Genomic DNA, 16,618 nt, shown 5'->3' with positions numbered 1-16,618 from the left:
TACTTTATTCTTTAATTAATTAGAGCTTAGTTAATTAGAGATTAAACAAAACGAAGCCACCCCCCTACTTTTAATGATATTTTATGCAAAGTCAGAGTATTTAAAAGTAAGTGGATTTTAAAGAATTAATCCTAGGCAGTTTTAAGATGTTCAGAGTATTTACCCTGATTAAACTCACCAATCTGCTTAACGATACCAGCCCCATCAAGGCCAATTTCTTCGAGCTGTTGTTCGCGAGTCGCATGCTCTATGTATTCATCAGGGATACCACAATTCAATACAGGGATTGAAATATCTTGATCATGCAAAAACTCATTTACCGCACTGCCGGCACCACCCTTAATCGCATTATCTTCAAGTGTTACAAACAACTCATGAGACTCTGACAAAGTCCTGATTAAATCTTCATCGATAGGTTTAACAAAACGCATATTGACTAGAGTCGCTCCGAAGGCCTTGGCTGCAATAGTTGCTTCTTCCAGCAATGAGCCAAACATCAAGATAGCAATGCTGTTACCTTTGCGTAGCACTTCACCTTTTCCTAATGGCAATTCCTGCATCTCTTGCTGGGGTTCGACGCCTATTCCTTTACCACGTGGATAACGGACAGCTGTTGGGCCATTTTGCTGATAGGCCGTATAAAGCATCTGCCGACACTCATCTTCGTTACTTGGCGCCATAACAATCATATTTGGAATACAGCGCAAATATGAAAGGTCATAGTTTCCTGAATGGGTAGGCCCGTCTGCACCAACTAAACCAGCACGGTCTATAGCAAATACCACAGGTAGATTTTGAAGCGCAACATCGTGTATCAATTGATCATAAGCACGCTGCAAGAACGTAGAGTAAATTGCTACAACAGGTTTTAGACCATCACAAGCCATACCCGCAGCTAGTGTCACTGCGTGTTGCTCTGCAATCGCTACATCGTAATAACGATCAGGAAACTCTCTAGAAAATTCTACTAATCCAGAACCTTCACGCATAGCTGGCGTTATACCAACCAGCTTATCTTCTTTAGCTGCCATATCACACAGCCAGCGACCAAATACCTGCGTGTACGTCGGCGTACTCCGCTTATTAGACTTCTGTACTCCTGCATTCAAATCAAAAACAGAAACTGCGTGATATTCAATGGGGTCTTTCTCTGCAGGTTCGTAACCTTTACCTTTTTGAGTCACTACGTGTAGAAATTTAGGTTCGTTAATATCTTTGATGTTTTCCAGAATTTTAACGAGCTCGATGACATCGTGACCATCAACCGGCCCATAATAAACAAAACCCATTTCTTCGAATAACGTTGCAGAAGGCATGATCATGCCTTTAGTGTGTTCTTCTGCGCGTCTGGCAAAGCGCTTCATAACTGGAGTATTCGCAAGAATCTTCTTACTGTTTTCACGCATTGTTGAATAAAAACTACCAGACAGTAATCGTGCCAGATATTTACTTAAGCCACCTACATTGGGTGAAATAGACATATCATTGTCGTTTAATACGACTAGCATTTCTGTATCAATATCACCCGCATGATTTAAGGCTTCGTAAGCCAAACCAGCGGTCAATGCACCATCACCTATCACAGCGATAGAATGACGATCAATACCCTGTTGTTTTGCCGCTAATGCCATACCCAAAGCAGCACTAATAGATGTACTGGAATGACCTACGCCAAAATCGTCGTATTTGCTTTCTTCACGACGCGGAAAACCACATAAACCATCTTTTTTCTTTATGGTTCTGAGTTTTTCTCTTCTGCCAGTCAATAGCTTATGCACATAAGCCTGATGACCAACATCCCAGATTAATCGATCATTAGGGGTGTCATACACATAGTGTAACGCAACGGTTAATTCAAGCGCACCAAGACCGGAAGCTAAGTGACCACCAGAGTCTGATACTGATTTCAATAAATACTGGCGCACCTCATCACATAAGGCTGGCAACTCTTCAATTGACAGACTCTTTAATTCGGCGGGTGTATTTATATTGTCAAATAACATGTATTTTAATTTATGGCCTTGGTAATGTTTCTAGATAGCAGGGGCTTTGTGATTGTACCTATGTATATACAAAGCAATACTGCTCTAGGTCAAGCAATACGCTTAACGATAAAACTTGCGATCTCTCTTAATGAATCGGCTTCCTCTCCAAAATCTATGAGTGAGTCTAACGCTTTTTTGTTCAAATTAAACAATTTTTCTTTAGCCGCCGACATTCCCATGATTGACGGATACGTTGGTTTTCCTGCTGCAATATCAGCACCTTGTTGTTTTCCTAAGGTTTCTGTATCGCTTTGAATATCAAGAATATCATCTCGTACCTGAAAAGCTAAACCTATCGCTTTAGAGTACTCTGTCAGATTCTTTCTCTGTTTTACTATTATTTCACTATTTGCTTCTGCTGCTGTTTCCATACAATACGTCGCCATTTCTACACTTGCAGTAATTAGTGCGCCTGTTTTATGGTTATGCATAGTTTCTAATTCAGCTTCGCTCAAGCTCTTTCCTACAGCGGCTAAATCTATACCTTGTCCTTTTACCATACCATCTGCACCCGAGGCAGTTGCGAGGATATTGAGTATTTTTAATTGATTTTCTGCGCAGATTTCCTGCATTGGATTGGATAACAACTGAAACGCCATCGTTTGCAAAGCATCTCCTGCGAGAATTGCTGTTGCCTCATCAAATGCGATATGAGCAGTAGGTTTACCGCGCCTAAGTGCATCATCATCCATGCTCGGCAAATCATCATGAACAAGAGAGTAAGCGTGTATTAATTCAATTGCGGCCGCGGGCAAATCCAATAAGTCAGCATTAATACCTAGCGCTTCACCTGTAGCATAGACCAATAAGGGACGAACGCGCTTGCCACCACCTAATGCAGTGTAACGCATAGCCTCATCTAATTTTGAGGAGGAAGAGTTGTGAGTAAAACCTGCATCAAGTTTTGATTCTAGAAACTGTTCGATACGTTGCTGGTAGTCTTCGCGAGTCATGATATTTTCTAATTACCTTGAGAAAATAGCTCAAACAGAGCTATCGTCAAAATCGTTCTCTTCGCCATCTTCGCTTAGAATTTTCACACGATACTCTGCATCTTTTAGCGCCGCCTGACAGGTCCTACTTAGTTTTACGCCTTTTTCAAATTCTTTTAATGATTCTTCCAAAGATAGATCTCCAGATTCAATCTTAGAAACCAATGCTTCAAGATCACCCATCGCTGTTTCAAAGTCGGGTTTTTTTGTATCAGTAGATTTAATTTTACTGGCCTTATCTTTCATCTCAATTGTGTACCCAATACGTAAGCTTAGCAGCTAATTATAAAGGCTTAATCCTGAAAGGATAGTGGTGTTTTACAAAGCAAGTCATGTTTAATGAATTTCTATATGTAACTTGCAGAGCGCATTAGAATCACCTAATATATCGGGCTAGTTTTAAGGAGAGGAGATTCTCATGTTTGATTTTAGCTTCGGTTTTCCACTATTGATTGTTACAGCGCTAATCGTTTTTGCCTGGTTAAGTTTTTTCTCAGTAGTTTTTGGCATGTAAGTTTACTGACTATTCACTGAATATCATAAAAAAGGCCGCTAAATAGCGGCCTTTTTTATTGGTAGATTTCACATTTGGAGCATACGAATTAAGCAGCAGCAACTGAGCTCTTTAGCTTATCAATCGCGTTGCTCTCAATTTGGCGAATACGCTCAGCAGAAACATTATATTTTGCTGCTAGATCCTGCAATGTCGCTTTCTCATCAACTAACCAACGAGATGCCAGAATATCCTTACTACGATCATCTAGAGTAGACATCGCATTTTTGAATAAACCCTGCGTATGAGATTCCCAGTCTGCCGTTTCGACAGCTTCTGAAGGGTCTACGACATCAGACTGTAAGTATTGATTAGGAGAGTACGTGTTATCTTCATCTTCATCAGATGAGAGATCAAAACCGATATCCTGACCAGACATGCGCTTTTCCATTTCCATTACGTCTTTGCTGGTAACGCCTAAATCATTAGCGATATCTTTAACTTCAGCATCGTTCATCCACGCCAATCTTTTCTTTTTACTTCTAAGATTAAAGAATAATTTGCGCTGAGCTTTAGTTGTCGCAACTTTAACAATTTTCCAGTTCTTTAAAATAAATTCATGAATTTCTGCACGAATCCAATGAACTGCAAAAGATACCAAACGCACATTTACCGTCGGATCAAAGCGTTTTACTGCTTTCATTAATCCTACATTACCTTCTTGCACTAAATCAGCTAAAGGTAAACCGTAACCGCTGTAACCGCGCGCAACTTTAATTACAAAACGCAAGTTATGCATAATGAGTTGGCGAGCTGCTTCAAGATCGTCGTTGTCGCGTAGCTTTACTGCTAGTTCGCGCTCTTCAGACTTCTTTAAAACCGGAATTTCACGCACAGACTGAATGTAACTCTCGAGACTTCCTGAAAGGACCGGCATAGTCATCGCTGTACTTGTCGCTGCTGTGTTTCCTACTACTAATGTATTGTTTGTCATATCTTTTCCCCTGAAACTTCCTCAGATTGTTATGCTATTTTAGCACTCAAAGGCTTAGAGTGCTAATACCACAAAAAGTTTCGGACAATCCGTAATTATTTTTAATAATTAAAGATTTGCGAAGACTTTTTCGGCGGCATCTAATGTTGCATTTATGTCCTCAACGGTATGCGCATTAGACATAAAACCGGCTTCATAAGCAGAAGGAGCAAGATTAACGCCCTCATCCAACATGCTATGGAAGAAACGATTAAATCGCTCGATATTGCACTTAGATACTTGTGCAAAATTTTCTATTTTATCTTCATCACTGAAGAATAAACCAAACATGCCACCCACTTGATTACTGCTTAATGGAATATTGTTCTGTTGCGCACGCTCTAGCATGCCATTAACGAATAATTCGGTTTTCTCTGTTAGTTCAGGATAAAAACCATCACGTGAGATGATTTCCAGCGTCTTCAAACCAGCAGTCATTGCCAACGGATTACCCGATAAAGTTCCTGCTTGATAGACAGGACCTAATGGAGAAAGTTTCTCCATAATATCTTTACGACCACCAAATGCGGCCGCTGGCATGCCACCACCAATAATTTTACCTAAGGTAGTCAAATCTGGCTTTATACCATAATGGGCTTGTGCACCACCCAGTGCAACGCGGAACCCTGTCATGACTTCATCAAAAATCAATACGGACCCGTGTTCATCACACACTTCACGGAGTGTTTCGAGGAAACCTTCCGAAGGTGGAATACAGTTCATATTCCCTGCTACTGGCTCAACAATAATACAGGCGATCTGATCTCCCATTTTTGCAAACAAGTCTTTTACTTGCTGTGGATTATTGTAATCCAGCGTTAAGGTGTGCTTTGCCAAATCAGCCGGAACACCCGGAGAGTTTGGCTCACCAAATGTCAAAGCACCTGAACCCGCTTTTACTAACAGCGAATCACCATGCCCATGATAACCACCCTCAAACTTCACAATATCATCACGACCCGTGAATCCACGTGCCAATCGAATAGCTGACATCGTTGCCTCAGTGCCAGAGCTCACCATACGCAACATTTCTATGGAAGGAAGGATTTCGCAAATTTTCTGCGAAATTGTTACCTCTATTTCTGTTGGCGCACCGAAGCTTAAGCCGTTTTCACTGGCAGTCTTAACCGCTTCGATTACTTCAGGATGTGCGTGTCCTGCGATCATCGGCCCCCAAGAACCCACATAATCGATATATTTGTTTCCATCTACGTCATATAAATAAGCGCCTTTTGCTCTTTCTATAAATAACGGAGTACCACCAACGCTTTTAAATGCACGTACGGGAGAATTAACTCCACCAGGGATTGTAAGTTGAGCCTGCTCAAACAAAGATTGTGATTTAGTCATAATGATTCCGAATTTTCTAATTAATATATCGTGTTGGTTATTTTTGTAGTTTTTTGCGTTAAATTGCAAAAAAGTGCCTATAAGTAGGGGGGTGTATTAAATTAAATACACCCCCCTACTTATAGGCACTTTTTTATTTTATTCCAAGTTAGAATTAACTCAAGTAAGACATCCGTCAATTTTTTGGATGACTCTTTTCCTATTTAAAAATTTACCTTTTCTCGACAAGTAAGGTTTTTAAGCGTCTTCTTTGCCCGACGGACTGGTATATCGATCATTCAATGTTTGTACGAATTTATCGATATCACTACGTATACCATCTAGTCTTTTACGTACGCCTGTACCCCAACCAACTGGGTTCTTTCTGAAAATACCACGCCACCAACTCGTATTCTTTCTAAAAGCATTTTCGATATTTCCATAAGGCTCATCAGTACTTAGCTTTTTTGCAACACCGTTTACTAACTTTGAGCGAACCATCAAATGGATCAAATAAAAGATTACGGCCACAGCTACTAACACTCCGATTCCTAATATTTTATTTTGTTTTAAAGCATCTAACCATGGGGGATTAAATACCATTCCTTGCCAATAACCAGCAATCACAGAAAGAGTGATTAAACCTAATATTATAGGCACGAAAACGACTATATCAGTGATTAACACTCTTTTCTTCCAGCGCTGCATTGCCATTTTCACTTGTGGCACTGCTTGTTGTTCAATTTGATTCGAGAGTGATTCCATACTGCCGATAATACGATAGACTCTTTCTACATCTATATCTTCCATGCGTTTAGATATTTCTGCATAGTCGTTATTTCGCTTGTTTAAATAACGATCCCAAACCGCTTCATTTTGAACCGGAGTTGCTAAGTCAGTATTAAAGATAACGTAAAAACGACCCGCATTTAAACCACTTTGTACCAAGGCTTTTTGCCATGAAGCAACAATATCTTCCATATTATCATCATTCGCAGATGTATCTATCTGGTTTAAGATAAATAGGAATTTGCTGTTATCACTGCGCTTCTGTGAACCTTGCACAAGATGCTCTAGAGTATCTTGCATTGCCCCTGGCTCTGGATGTCTTGCATCAAACAGTACTAACACTAAGTCTGAAAGATCAATAATATGATCAGTCAGTTTTAAGGTTTCTTTTCGCTGCTCATCCGCGTCAAAACCTGGAGAGTCGATAACAATCTTCCCACGAAGCTTTTCGCTTGGTGTTGCCTTCATTTGCAAATAATTATCTATTCGTGAGCCTTCGCCCTGAGTAACAGATTCAATGTCTTCGCTTATTTGATAAAAAGGGAAACGAGGATCACCATCTAAAGCAATTCCGGGTAGTGTGCGTACTTTTGAATCTCTGCTGTAAGTGAGAACCGTGAACTTATCATCGACTGCCTGATTACCTGAGTCTTGAACATTAAGTCCCAAATATGAGTTGATGAAACTTGATTTACCGGCTGAGAAAGTTCCTAAAATTGAAACCAGTGGCCACCATGAAATCTGAGTTGCATATGACTGATCTGCCCCTAACAAACCCATTTTTTGAGAAATCTTATCGAGTTTTCTATATCGGTCTACTACAGAAACTAATACTGGATTTTCGGTCTCAAGATGCTTCTGCAAAAGCTCAAGGCGGTCTTGCATTCTCTTTGCGGGTGTCATGAAATTTCCTTCCGAGTCACTTTTGACATCTGGTATTAAAGGTTAAAACGGGTAAAACCAAGCGATTAAACTTAGTTCATAGAAATAGCAGGTAATGTTAGGTAGGGAGTGTTTATTACGGCTGAACCTTGATTGTTAGGCACTTGCTGCTGCATGGGCGCTTGCTGCATTTGGTAATTAGAACCCGGAGGCGATACCGGAGCAGGCATTGGAATATCCTGGCTATAATCTGGTGTTTGTTGTTCTGCAGGATAAGCAAAATAAGATTGTGGCAATGGTGCTCTAGAGCCTGGGAAAGGCATGCTCTGGCTATTTTTCCATGGTAGGAAGTTATTCATAAAGCTTAATGGTGTAGAAATATTTTTATTCATACTCCACATGTCACGCTGCATATTATTGGTAGAAGCTGCCATATCGTAAGTAGCGGTTCTCATCCCACCAATACTCGTTACCATTTCATTTGTATTCTGAGTCATATTCGTCAAGTTACCCGACATGCTATCTGTAGAATCGACTAAGCTATCCATTTTAACTGACATATTACTCATATCACCAGAAATTGAACTCATGTTGTCATCCAGAGAACCACTCATATGAGAAATGGTATCTGCCATTCGATTTACGTCAGACGTTAAAGAATAGATAAGAAAAAAACCAAACGCAGAGAGCACAAAGAACGCAACCATAGCTGGATACACAAGCATTTGCATACGCTTGTGAGTTGCTTCAGCCTTCATTTCGAATTCTTGAAGCTCATTTTCCATTTCAAGAATGTAATCTCTATGTAGTTCGCTCTTAGCCATATTTTCCTAATGTTTCGTTAATGTATTGTAGCTTGCAATCTCTTGTGTATCTCTGCAGCTCTATCCGGGTAAAACAAGCCTATAAAACCAATCATATTCGCGACTCTTTCAGAGTTGCCCTGCTCAATCATGGGAATAGCAATCTCAGAATAAAGTTCAGCCGCTTTTTTTGGATAACCTTGTCTCCAATAAACGTTGCCTAACTCACCACGATGCTCTATCACCGTTGGCTCTAATTCAATTAATTGCATGTATATTTGAGAAGCTTCTTCTAAACCGTTATTCCAATAAGCTTCGCGGGCCATCAAGAGCATTTCTTCAGTACTTGATTGCCCCAGGTCTTGAATACTTTCTGAATCTGCTTGTGCTTCTTCAGGTTTTGGTGTCTCTTCGATAGTTGAAGCAGCTTCGGTTGCTGCTACAGCAACATCGGATTGATTTTCTGTACCAGTAACAACTTCATTGGCTGCTGGAGTTTCTTCTGCAGCTGCAGCTTCAGTAACTTCAACTTCAGTTTTTTCTACAACCGCAGGAGCTGTTGTATCAGCAACTAATCCGTCAGGATATGATCGACTAGTGGCAACTGTAGAATCAACCGTTGATTCAGTGACAACTTCTTCTACTACGACCGAATTTGCTTGCGCGTCATTTACTGTCGCACCTTGACTCTCGGTTGTAGCTGATGACTCTGTTGTTATCTCGGTATTTACGGGCTCTGCAGTCGCAGTCTCAACCATTTCTACAACTTCAGTCTCGACTTCTGCCGATTCTTTTGCAGTTACCGCCTTTTCATCTGATTCGATCAAAGCAGAAGTTACAGCAGAAGGAGAATCTAATGATTTAGTTGAATCAGTAGTAACAACCTGTTCTTGATTTGCAGCATGGTCTTCTACATGCAGGTCCTTTTTATCTCCACCACTATTACTGATAGATAAAAGAATTGCTATTGCACCAACAAACCATGTTGCAATAATAGGATGACCCATTAACCAACGAACAATATACATTTATTTATTCTCCTTAAATTTTGAATTTCTATTACACAATTTTATACTAGAAATACTATTCTAGTATAAACTAATATAATAGCTCTCCTAATTCTTCTACTTCTGCCGCAGCTTTAGATTTAGGGTCCATTTCAAATACCGCTAATCCTTCACTAAATGAGCGTCTATATGCAGTTCTTTGATAAAGCCGAGGCTCTATCATTTTAATTCCTTTTAAACTACTTAAAGCTTCAAAGGCATCATCTGTTTCTCTTACAGCTGCATGCGTATCAGAACGATTCATAAATCCAATTACTTCTGGTCCAGATCCACTTTTGGTGACATTACTAATTAATTTTAAAAATCGTTGTGTTGACCAAACATCAGCCTGACTTGGGGCAACAGGAATAACTATTCTATCTGCACGTTGAATGGCTGCGTTCATCGCCTCAGCATCTGAGATACCAATATCGACAATTACTTCTGTATGCTTACCTTCACTACCAAGCTGACTGACGAAATGAATCGGTTCTAAAGCTGGCATATGGCCATCCTCAGTTCTAATTTCTAAAGCATCCGTTATAGTAGCTTGTGGATCTAAGTCATAAATAGAAACATGTACATTTCTTCTTGTAGCCACCCATATAGATAAATTAAAGGCGACGGTACTTTTACCTGTACCACCTTTTAAATTACCTATTACCGTAATCATTTATTTAAACCTTTTTGCTCATTTGCATCTGGTGCAGATTGATTCTGTCCTATATTTTTCTGTTGCATATGCTGTTGTCTATTTTGCTGCCTATTTTGTTGCGCAGGCCTCTGCATACCTCCTTGCATCCATTGATTAGGATTAGGTGCTAAATAATAACCACCATTATATTGTGGAGCTTGTGGATAATGATAGTTCGGATATACAGGCATTGGCATATACCTATATTGCTGCATATATCTCACACCATTTGGGTCGCTTGGCATCTGCATCCAAATCGGTTGACCATTGCTATTTGTCTTTGGTGATGGTTTTTGCAAAGTATTAACCTGCGGAGCAACCGGAGTCTTTGGTACTTGTTGGTTCGTTATTAATTTGTCATTTAGTAGTTGTGGAGACTTTATTGGTTCAGGTTTTAAACTACGAACTTCCGGAGCAAATGGCTGTTTAGGAATTTGAGTTGTTAGTTCAGGTGCGTTAGTTTCAACTGACTTTATTTCAGGTTTTACCATAGGTTTGGGAGCTACTGGCGTTGCTTCTTTCTGAACGGGTGCTTCAACTACCTTTTTTGGCGCTTCAGGAACTACTGACACCCCAACTGCTGATTGCTGCTTAGGTGCTTCAGGTGGAGCAGATAGCTCTGGAGCTTTTGGCACAACCAAGGTTTCAGCTTCTTTCTCCGAAAAAGGACCAGGAGGTGGAGGTATACGCACGATTGATACATCTTTATTATTTGAAGTTGCAACATTACCCGATTCAGAGTTTATTGATGACTCAGTTGTTATGACTTCAGTAGTCACATTATTTTCTTGTACAATTTCTATAGTTGTCTTTTCAATACTTTTAGATTCATCTTTACCTTCTGAAGACTGACTATTATCTGCAACACCTGCGCCACTCATCAGTATCATCGCAGAGGTCACTACTGTTGCAATGACTGCAGTAGTAATTCCTTTTTTAGCATCATTCATATCTATAAACACCTATTCTATATATCATTTTTTAAACGTATCCCTCTACGTTTTGGCTTTGTTTTGGAACTAACTGAATTCTCCGTAAGCCCTTTATCTTCCTTTGGCTTGGTTGCTGCCTTTGGCTTGGTTGCAGCTTTTGGCTTGGTTGCAGCTTTTGGCTTGGTTGCAGCTTTTGGCCTGGTTGCAGCTTTTGGCTTGGTTGCAGCTTTTGGCTTGGTTGCAGCTTTTGGCTTGGTTGCAGCTTTTGGCTTGGTTGCAGCTTTTGGCTTGGTTGCAGCTTTTGGCTTGGTTGCAGCTTTTGGCTTGGTTGCAGCTTTTGGCTTGGTTGTAGCTTTGGGCTTGGTTGTTGCTTCTGACTTAGTTGCTGCCTTTAGCTTTGGCGTTTCTTCAGTAGTTTTATTCGTTTTTTTGGATAGATTACTAACGTCATTAAGAACGTCACCTGACTCTTCAGTATTTTTCTTTGCTACAACAACTGAATCATTAGTTTTTATAGACTCTGTTTTAGCCGAATAAGAACTGTTATCACTCTCATTTTTATTTGACTTCAGCAAACTAAATATTAAAGAAAACAACTTCTTAATTAATGAGAAAATTAATCCGCCTAGTGTCAGGACAATACCTAGTATTGTTGACGAAGCATCTTTCACTTTGTCTAAAAATGACTCTTCGTAACCTGATGAAACACTTGTAACATTATTTGAATGATTTCTTCGTAAATCCGGGTCAAAGTCGGGGGGGGTAACTTCACTACCATCAGGCGCTACACACAAAGCCTTTCCTGCACTAATACAACCCAACGGAATAACTAAAAGTGTTAACAGTGTTGAAACTAAGCCACCGAATACTAAAGATACGGCCATACCTTTAAAAATTGGATCTGTAATAATAACTAATGACCCACCAATCAAAGCAAATGCAGTAATAGCGATTGGACGCGTTCGAGCTTCGCAAGAATGTATTACCGCATCAACGACACTCATACCTTCGTTTATGACAGCATTTTTGGAAAAATCCACAAGCAAAATTGAGTTTCTAACCACAATACCTGCCAGTGCGATAAATCCTATCATTGAGGTCGCCGTAAAGTCTGCTCCCCATAACCAATGACCCGGAATAATACCAATCAGAGTCAGAGGAATTGGAGCAATAACAATGGCTGGTAAAATGAAGTTTCCAAATAATCCAACGATCAACATATAGATCAAAACGAGTGCCGCCATAAAGGCTATACCCATATCACGGAATGTTTCAAATGTGACTGTCCACTCTCCACCCCATTCAAAATTCGTTTTATCTGCCGTATCTTCTCTACCAAACCAACTACCACCGGTAACTAAAGTACCGTCAGGAGATTTGTAACCTTCTCCATTATTAGCTTGCGCAAGTAAATCTTGAACCTGAAACATTCCATATACTGGAGCAGCCAAATCTCCGACCGTCTCAGCAGTAACAAACTCAACGGCACGCAAGTCTTTATGATAAATAGGCTGATCAGCCTTCTCAGTTACAAATCGACCAAGTTCAGACAATGGCATTGTTTTGCCCATACGATTACTCACAGGCAACTGTATAAGTCTATTTATTTGAGATCTTGCGGCTAAAGGAATTTGCATAACTATAGGAGTTGGATCTATAAGCGCATCTTTTTTGATATCACCAAGAACAAAACCACCCATAGCCATTTCTAAAGTTGCATTAATATCTTCAACTGAAATTCCATTTCTTTGTGCTTTAGCAGCATCCACTTTGAATCGTAAAATATCGTGAGGCTCTTCAAGGAAATTATCCACATCTCCCAAGTTTGGTGCTTTCTCAAATATTTCAGTAATATCTCTAGCAACCTGCCTACGCGTTTCAGCACTTGGTCCATATATTTCAGCAACTACTGATTGAAGAACTGGTGGCCCTGGCGGCATTTCTACCACTTGAATTCTTGCACCAACCTCTCTAGCCAGTGGAGTTAGCATTGCTCTTGCTTGTTCTGCTATTTCATGACTGGATCTATCGCGATCATGCTTATTTGTTAATTGAATTTGAACATCACCTTGCCAAGGCTTGTCTCTTAGATAATAGTGCCTTACGAGACCATTAAAATTGAAAGGTGATGCAGTTCCAGCATACGTTTGAACAGCTGTGACTTCTTCTACCGCTTGCATTTTTTCGGCAATTTTGCCTATTAAATTAGCGGTTACTGGCAAAGCAGTGCCTTCCGGAAAATTCACTACGATATTAAATTCAGGCTTATTATCCAAAGGCAGCATTTTGACTTTCACACCTTTTGTGTAAAAGAGAATTGTACAAAGGAAGAAAACCCCAATTATTCCAAATAAAAGTAACCTTCCTTTTCTTTTGTCTTGAATAAGAGGAATTATTAATTTGCGGAAGAATTTTTCTAAAGCAGCCGCCTGACGGTGCTCTTTTTCTTCCATCACTTTGAGTTTTTTAAGGCTTGGCTTAAATTTATTAGTTAGCCAGGGAGTAAAAGCGAAAGCAGCAAATAGTGAAAATAGCATTGCCACTGAGCCAAGTATTGGAATCGGTGACATATAAGGCCCCATCATTCCACTAACAAACCCCATAGGTAACAATGCTGCAATTACAGTGAATGTCGCAAGAATTGTAGGATTTCCTACCTCTCGGACAGCATCAACAGCCACATCGACATCTAAGCTCTCTGATAGCAGCCACCGCCTATATATATTTTCGACCACAACAATAGCGTCATCGACCAAAATACCAATAGAAAAGATCAAAGCAAATAAACTTACACGATCTATTGTTAGACCCAAAATCCACGCAGCTAAAACAGTAACCGTAATTACTACCGGGATAATAATAAAGGTAACTAAGGATGCTCTCCACCCCAGAAACAATAGAACCAAAATGGTTACCATCAATGTTGCTTCACCAAGCTTAAACAGCAATTCATTTACTTTAGATTTCGCTGATTCACCATAGTTTCTGGTAATAGCAACATGTACATTATCTGGAATTAATCGACCTTTTAAATACTCAAGCTTTTCTATTACATTCTCTGCAACTTCTACACCATTTGCACCGTGTTTCTTTGCTATTGCAATAGTAACCGCCGGAGCACCATGTGCAATTTCATTACCCGCATTGTTACTGGCTGCGCCTGTGTAGTAACCAACAATTTTAGTGGCTTCACTTGGGCCTTCTTTTACTGTGGCAACATCACGCACATAAACAGGGCGACCATCTATAACCCCTACCATCAGACGTTTTATATCAGCAGAAGATTTCAAGAAAGAACCCGTGACTACCTGCACAAACTTATCATTGGGTTCAACAGATCCGGCATTCCTCTCAGAGTTAGCCATTCTTATAGTATTTGCAACCTGCGCTAACGACACACCATAAGTTGCAAGACGCTCGGGCAAGATTTCAACCAGAAGTTGATCCGTTCGCCCATCAACAATAAAGCTCTGACTAGCATTCGGCACTTCACGTAAAGATTGTAATAAATCTAGAGCAACGAGCTTTAAAGATGCATCATCTACATCATTAGACCATAGTGTTATCGAGACGACAGGGACGTCATCCACCCCAACTGGCTTAACCAGAAAACCAGCAATGCCTTGTGGCATTTTATTTTTATTGGATTCAATTTTATCGTGTAATTTTACGATAGAAGCTTCAAAGTTTTCGCCCACTTTAAACTGGACAGTTATAAGCGCCTGACCACGTGAAGAAGCAGAATACACATGCTTAACACCAGTGATTTCTGACATTATCCCTTCAAGAGGCCTAGCTACCTGACTAACAACTTCTGACGAGGTTGCCCCCGGATAACTAACAAAAATATCAACCATCGGCACTGATATTTGAGGGTCTTCCTGCCTGGGAGTCATTTGCATTCCCAAAATACCTAAGGCAAGGAATGCTATTAATAACAATAGCGCAAGCGGGGAAGTAATAAAGGCTTTCGCCATACCTCCAGCAAGGCCTAAAGAATGCTTAGGTGTTTCTGTTTTCTTTGTTCCTTGATCAGCTACGTTATCATTCATATTTATTTATTCAGTTATATTTTTAGACTTATAATAATTTCAAACCATATTTGAACCATAAATGAATCAAAGTACTGCTGAATCTTTGGGATACCACCCTGAAGATGCTCCTGCAGGCGGGTTATTAATAACTCTCTCACCAACTTTCAAACCAGAGACTACAGACACCAACCCATCTCTTTGAGCTACTCCGACCCTGATTAAACGCAGTGATGATGTCTTCGACTCCTCATCGACGACTAACACTGTAGGTAAGCTTCTGCCGGGTATTAACGCCGTTTTTGGAATCGTAATTACCGAGTTACCACCCGGGGTAGTATCTGGAAGGAAAATTTCAGCATACATACCTGGGGATGCTGAAACACCAACAGGCAAATCAAATTTAACAACGACTGTATGACGCGAAGGGTCCGCTATTGGGTAGATTTGAGAAACTCTGGCAACTGTTGGGTTAGTATTACTAATTCTAACTGGAACACTCATGCCTTTAGCTAAACCTGAAACAAGCATTGAGGGAACATCCGCCTGAAGACGCAAATATTTAATAAAGCCATACGTCATTAAAGGCTGCCCAGGCTGAACCGCATCTCCTACTTCGACCATCTTGGACATAATAATGCCTTCGAATGGAGCTACCGAAACAGTATCTTTAATTTTTGTATTTAATTCGTTTAATTGAGACCAAGCCATCATTACCTGACTTTCAGCCTGAGACACTCCAGTGGCACTGCTTACCAAATCTGAGTAACGGTTATAACCTTGATTAGAGTCGCCCATCATGTCGTACATTGGGCGCGTCATAAAAATATCCATCATTGATGGCACTCCCATTCCTGGCATGCCATTAATACTTTTACTTCTTGGTGATACTATTTCTCGTTGATATTGCGCTTGAGAATTTTTAAGCGCCGCCTGAGCCGAAGTAATTTGTGCCCACAAGGTATTTCTTTTAGCCAGCAATTGAGCATCGTCAATTTTTGCTAGCACTCCACCTTTAGTGAAACTGGTACCTACGTCTCCACCTAAAGATGTGATTTTACCAGGTACTTGAGCCGTTACTGTGATCTCTTTATAAGGGACAACCGTACTACCCAAAACAGTTTGGGAACTTGAAATAGAACGATTTACAGTAATTATTTCTGCCGCATTAACCGACGAGGATAAAAAGAGAACTGGAGCAATAAAAAAACACAGACTGACAACAAGCATTTTTTGATGTTTGCACTTCAACATTATTAGTTTTCCTATTATTAATTCCACATCGGCTCCTGTATTGGGCATTTAGCTTCTTGAAATTCCTAAAATTCCACGATGCTAAGCTACAGGAGTACCACCCGATAGTTAAAGCAAATCTGACAAAGCCGTTTATAAATTAGACTATTGCCAGTTCTTTTATGCAAATAGTCTCTTGGTTTGGAGGAAACAAGAGAAAAGGTTCATAAAAATTGCTATTTTTACTATAGCTTCTAAATTAGCATATTTCCAGCACAAATCTTGTTCCATAAGGGATAGAAAGACTTACTTTTTT

At 40.1% G+C, this 16,618-nt stretch carries 12 protein-coding genes; all 12 read right to left on the bottom strand.

Annotated features, from left to right (window positions below; all coding sequences use genetic code 11):
• Positions 1–131: 131 nt before the first annotated feature.
• A complete protein-coding gene (dxs, locus tag Q1A31_RS05125) occupies positions 132–2,003 on the bottom strand; it encodes a 1-deoxy-D-xylulose-5-phosphate synthase (RefSeq protein ID WP_299873302.1) in 1,872 nt (623 codons plus the stop codon).
• An 89-nt stretch (positions 2,004–2,092) separates the two neighbouring features.
• Positions 2,093–2,998, bottom strand: coding sequence for a polyprenyl synthetase family protein (locus tag Q1A31_RS05120; protein WP_299873299.1), 906 nt, complete (start codon positions 2,996–2,998; stop codon positions 2,093–2,095).
• A gap of 30 nt (positions 2,999–3,028) precedes the next feature.
• The gene (locus tag Q1A31_RS05115; RefSeq protein WP_299873297.1) at positions 3,029–3,283 is read right to left on the bottom strand and encodes an exodeoxyribonuclease VII small subunit; all 255 of its coding nucleotides are present in this window, start codon (positions 3,281–3,283) and stop codon (positions 3,029–3,031) included.
• Between the two features lie 356 nt (positions 3,284–3,639).
• Positions 3,640–4,473, bottom strand: a complete 834-nt coding sequence (gene rpoH / locus Q1A31_RS05110; protein ID WP_299873406.1) for an RNA polymerase sigma factor RpoH — start codon at positions 4,471–4,473, stop codon at positions 3,640–3,642.
• Between the two features lie 159 nt (positions 4,474–4,632).
• Positions 4,633–5,913: a glutamate-1-semialdehyde 2,1-aminomutase gene (gene hemL / locus Q1A31_RS05105; protein ID WP_299873295.1), complete on the bottom strand. Its 1,281-nt coding sequence runs from the start codon at positions 5,911–5,913 to the stop codon at positions 4,633–4,635.
• A gap of 237 nt (positions 5,914–6,150) precedes the next feature.
• Positions 6,151–7,584, bottom strand: a complete 1,434-nt coding sequence (locus Q1A31_RS05100) for a dynamin family protein (protein WP_299873293.1) — start codon at positions 7,582–7,584, stop codon at positions 6,151–6,153.
• A 71-nt stretch (positions 7,585–7,655) separates the two neighbouring features.
• Positions 7,656–8,387 (bottom strand): hypothetical protein, encoded by a 732-nt coding sequence (locus Q1A31_RS05095; protein WP_299873291.1) that lies wholly within the window; start codon positions 8,385–8,387, stop codon positions 7,656–7,658.
• A gap of 17 nt (positions 8,388–8,404) precedes the next feature.
• The gene (locus tag Q1A31_RS05090) at positions 8,405–9,394 is read right to left on the bottom strand and encodes a lipopolysaccharide assembly protein LapB (RefSeq protein ID WP_299873289.1); all 990 of its coding nucleotides are present in this window, start codon (positions 9,392–9,394) and stop codon (positions 8,405–8,407) included.
• A gap of 70 nt (positions 9,395–9,464) precedes the next feature.
• A complete protein-coding gene (locus Q1A31_RS05085; RefSeq protein WP_299873287.1) occupies positions 9,465–10,085 on the bottom strand; it encodes an AAA family ATPase in 621 nt (206 codons plus the stop codon).
• A complete protein-coding gene (locus Q1A31_RS05080) occupies positions 10,082–11,056 on the bottom strand; it encodes a hypothetical protein (protein WP_299873284.1) in 975 nt (324 codons plus the stop codon). Before Q1A31_RS05080 ends, Q1A31_RS05085 begins: the two co-directional genes overlap by 4 nt.
• A 17-nt stretch (positions 11,057–11,073) precedes the next feature.
• On the bottom strand, positions 11,074–15,090 hold the full coding sequence (locus Q1A31_RS05075; RefSeq protein WP_299873282.1) for an efflux RND transporter permease subunit: 4,017 nt from the start codon (positions 15,088–15,090) through the stop codon (positions 11,074–11,076).
• A gap of 66 nt (positions 15,091–15,156) precedes the next feature.
• Positions 15,157–16,371 carry an efflux RND transporter periplasmic adaptor subunit gene (locus Q1A31_RS05070; protein WP_299873280.1) on the bottom strand — a complete coding sequence of 405 codons (1,215 nt, stop codon included), beginning with the start codon at positions 16,369–16,371 and terminating at the stop codon, positions 15,157–15,159.
• Positions 16,372–16,618: the final 247 nt, after the last annotated feature.

The sequence above is a fragment of the uncultured Cocleimonas sp. genome, assembly GCF_947495625.1.
Lineage (GTDB): Bacteria > Pseudomonadota > Gammaproteobacteria > Thiotrichales > Thiotrichaceae > Cocleimonas.
Note: the sequence above shows the minus strand (reverse complement) of the source record. Positions and strands in the feature narration are given on the sequence as shown.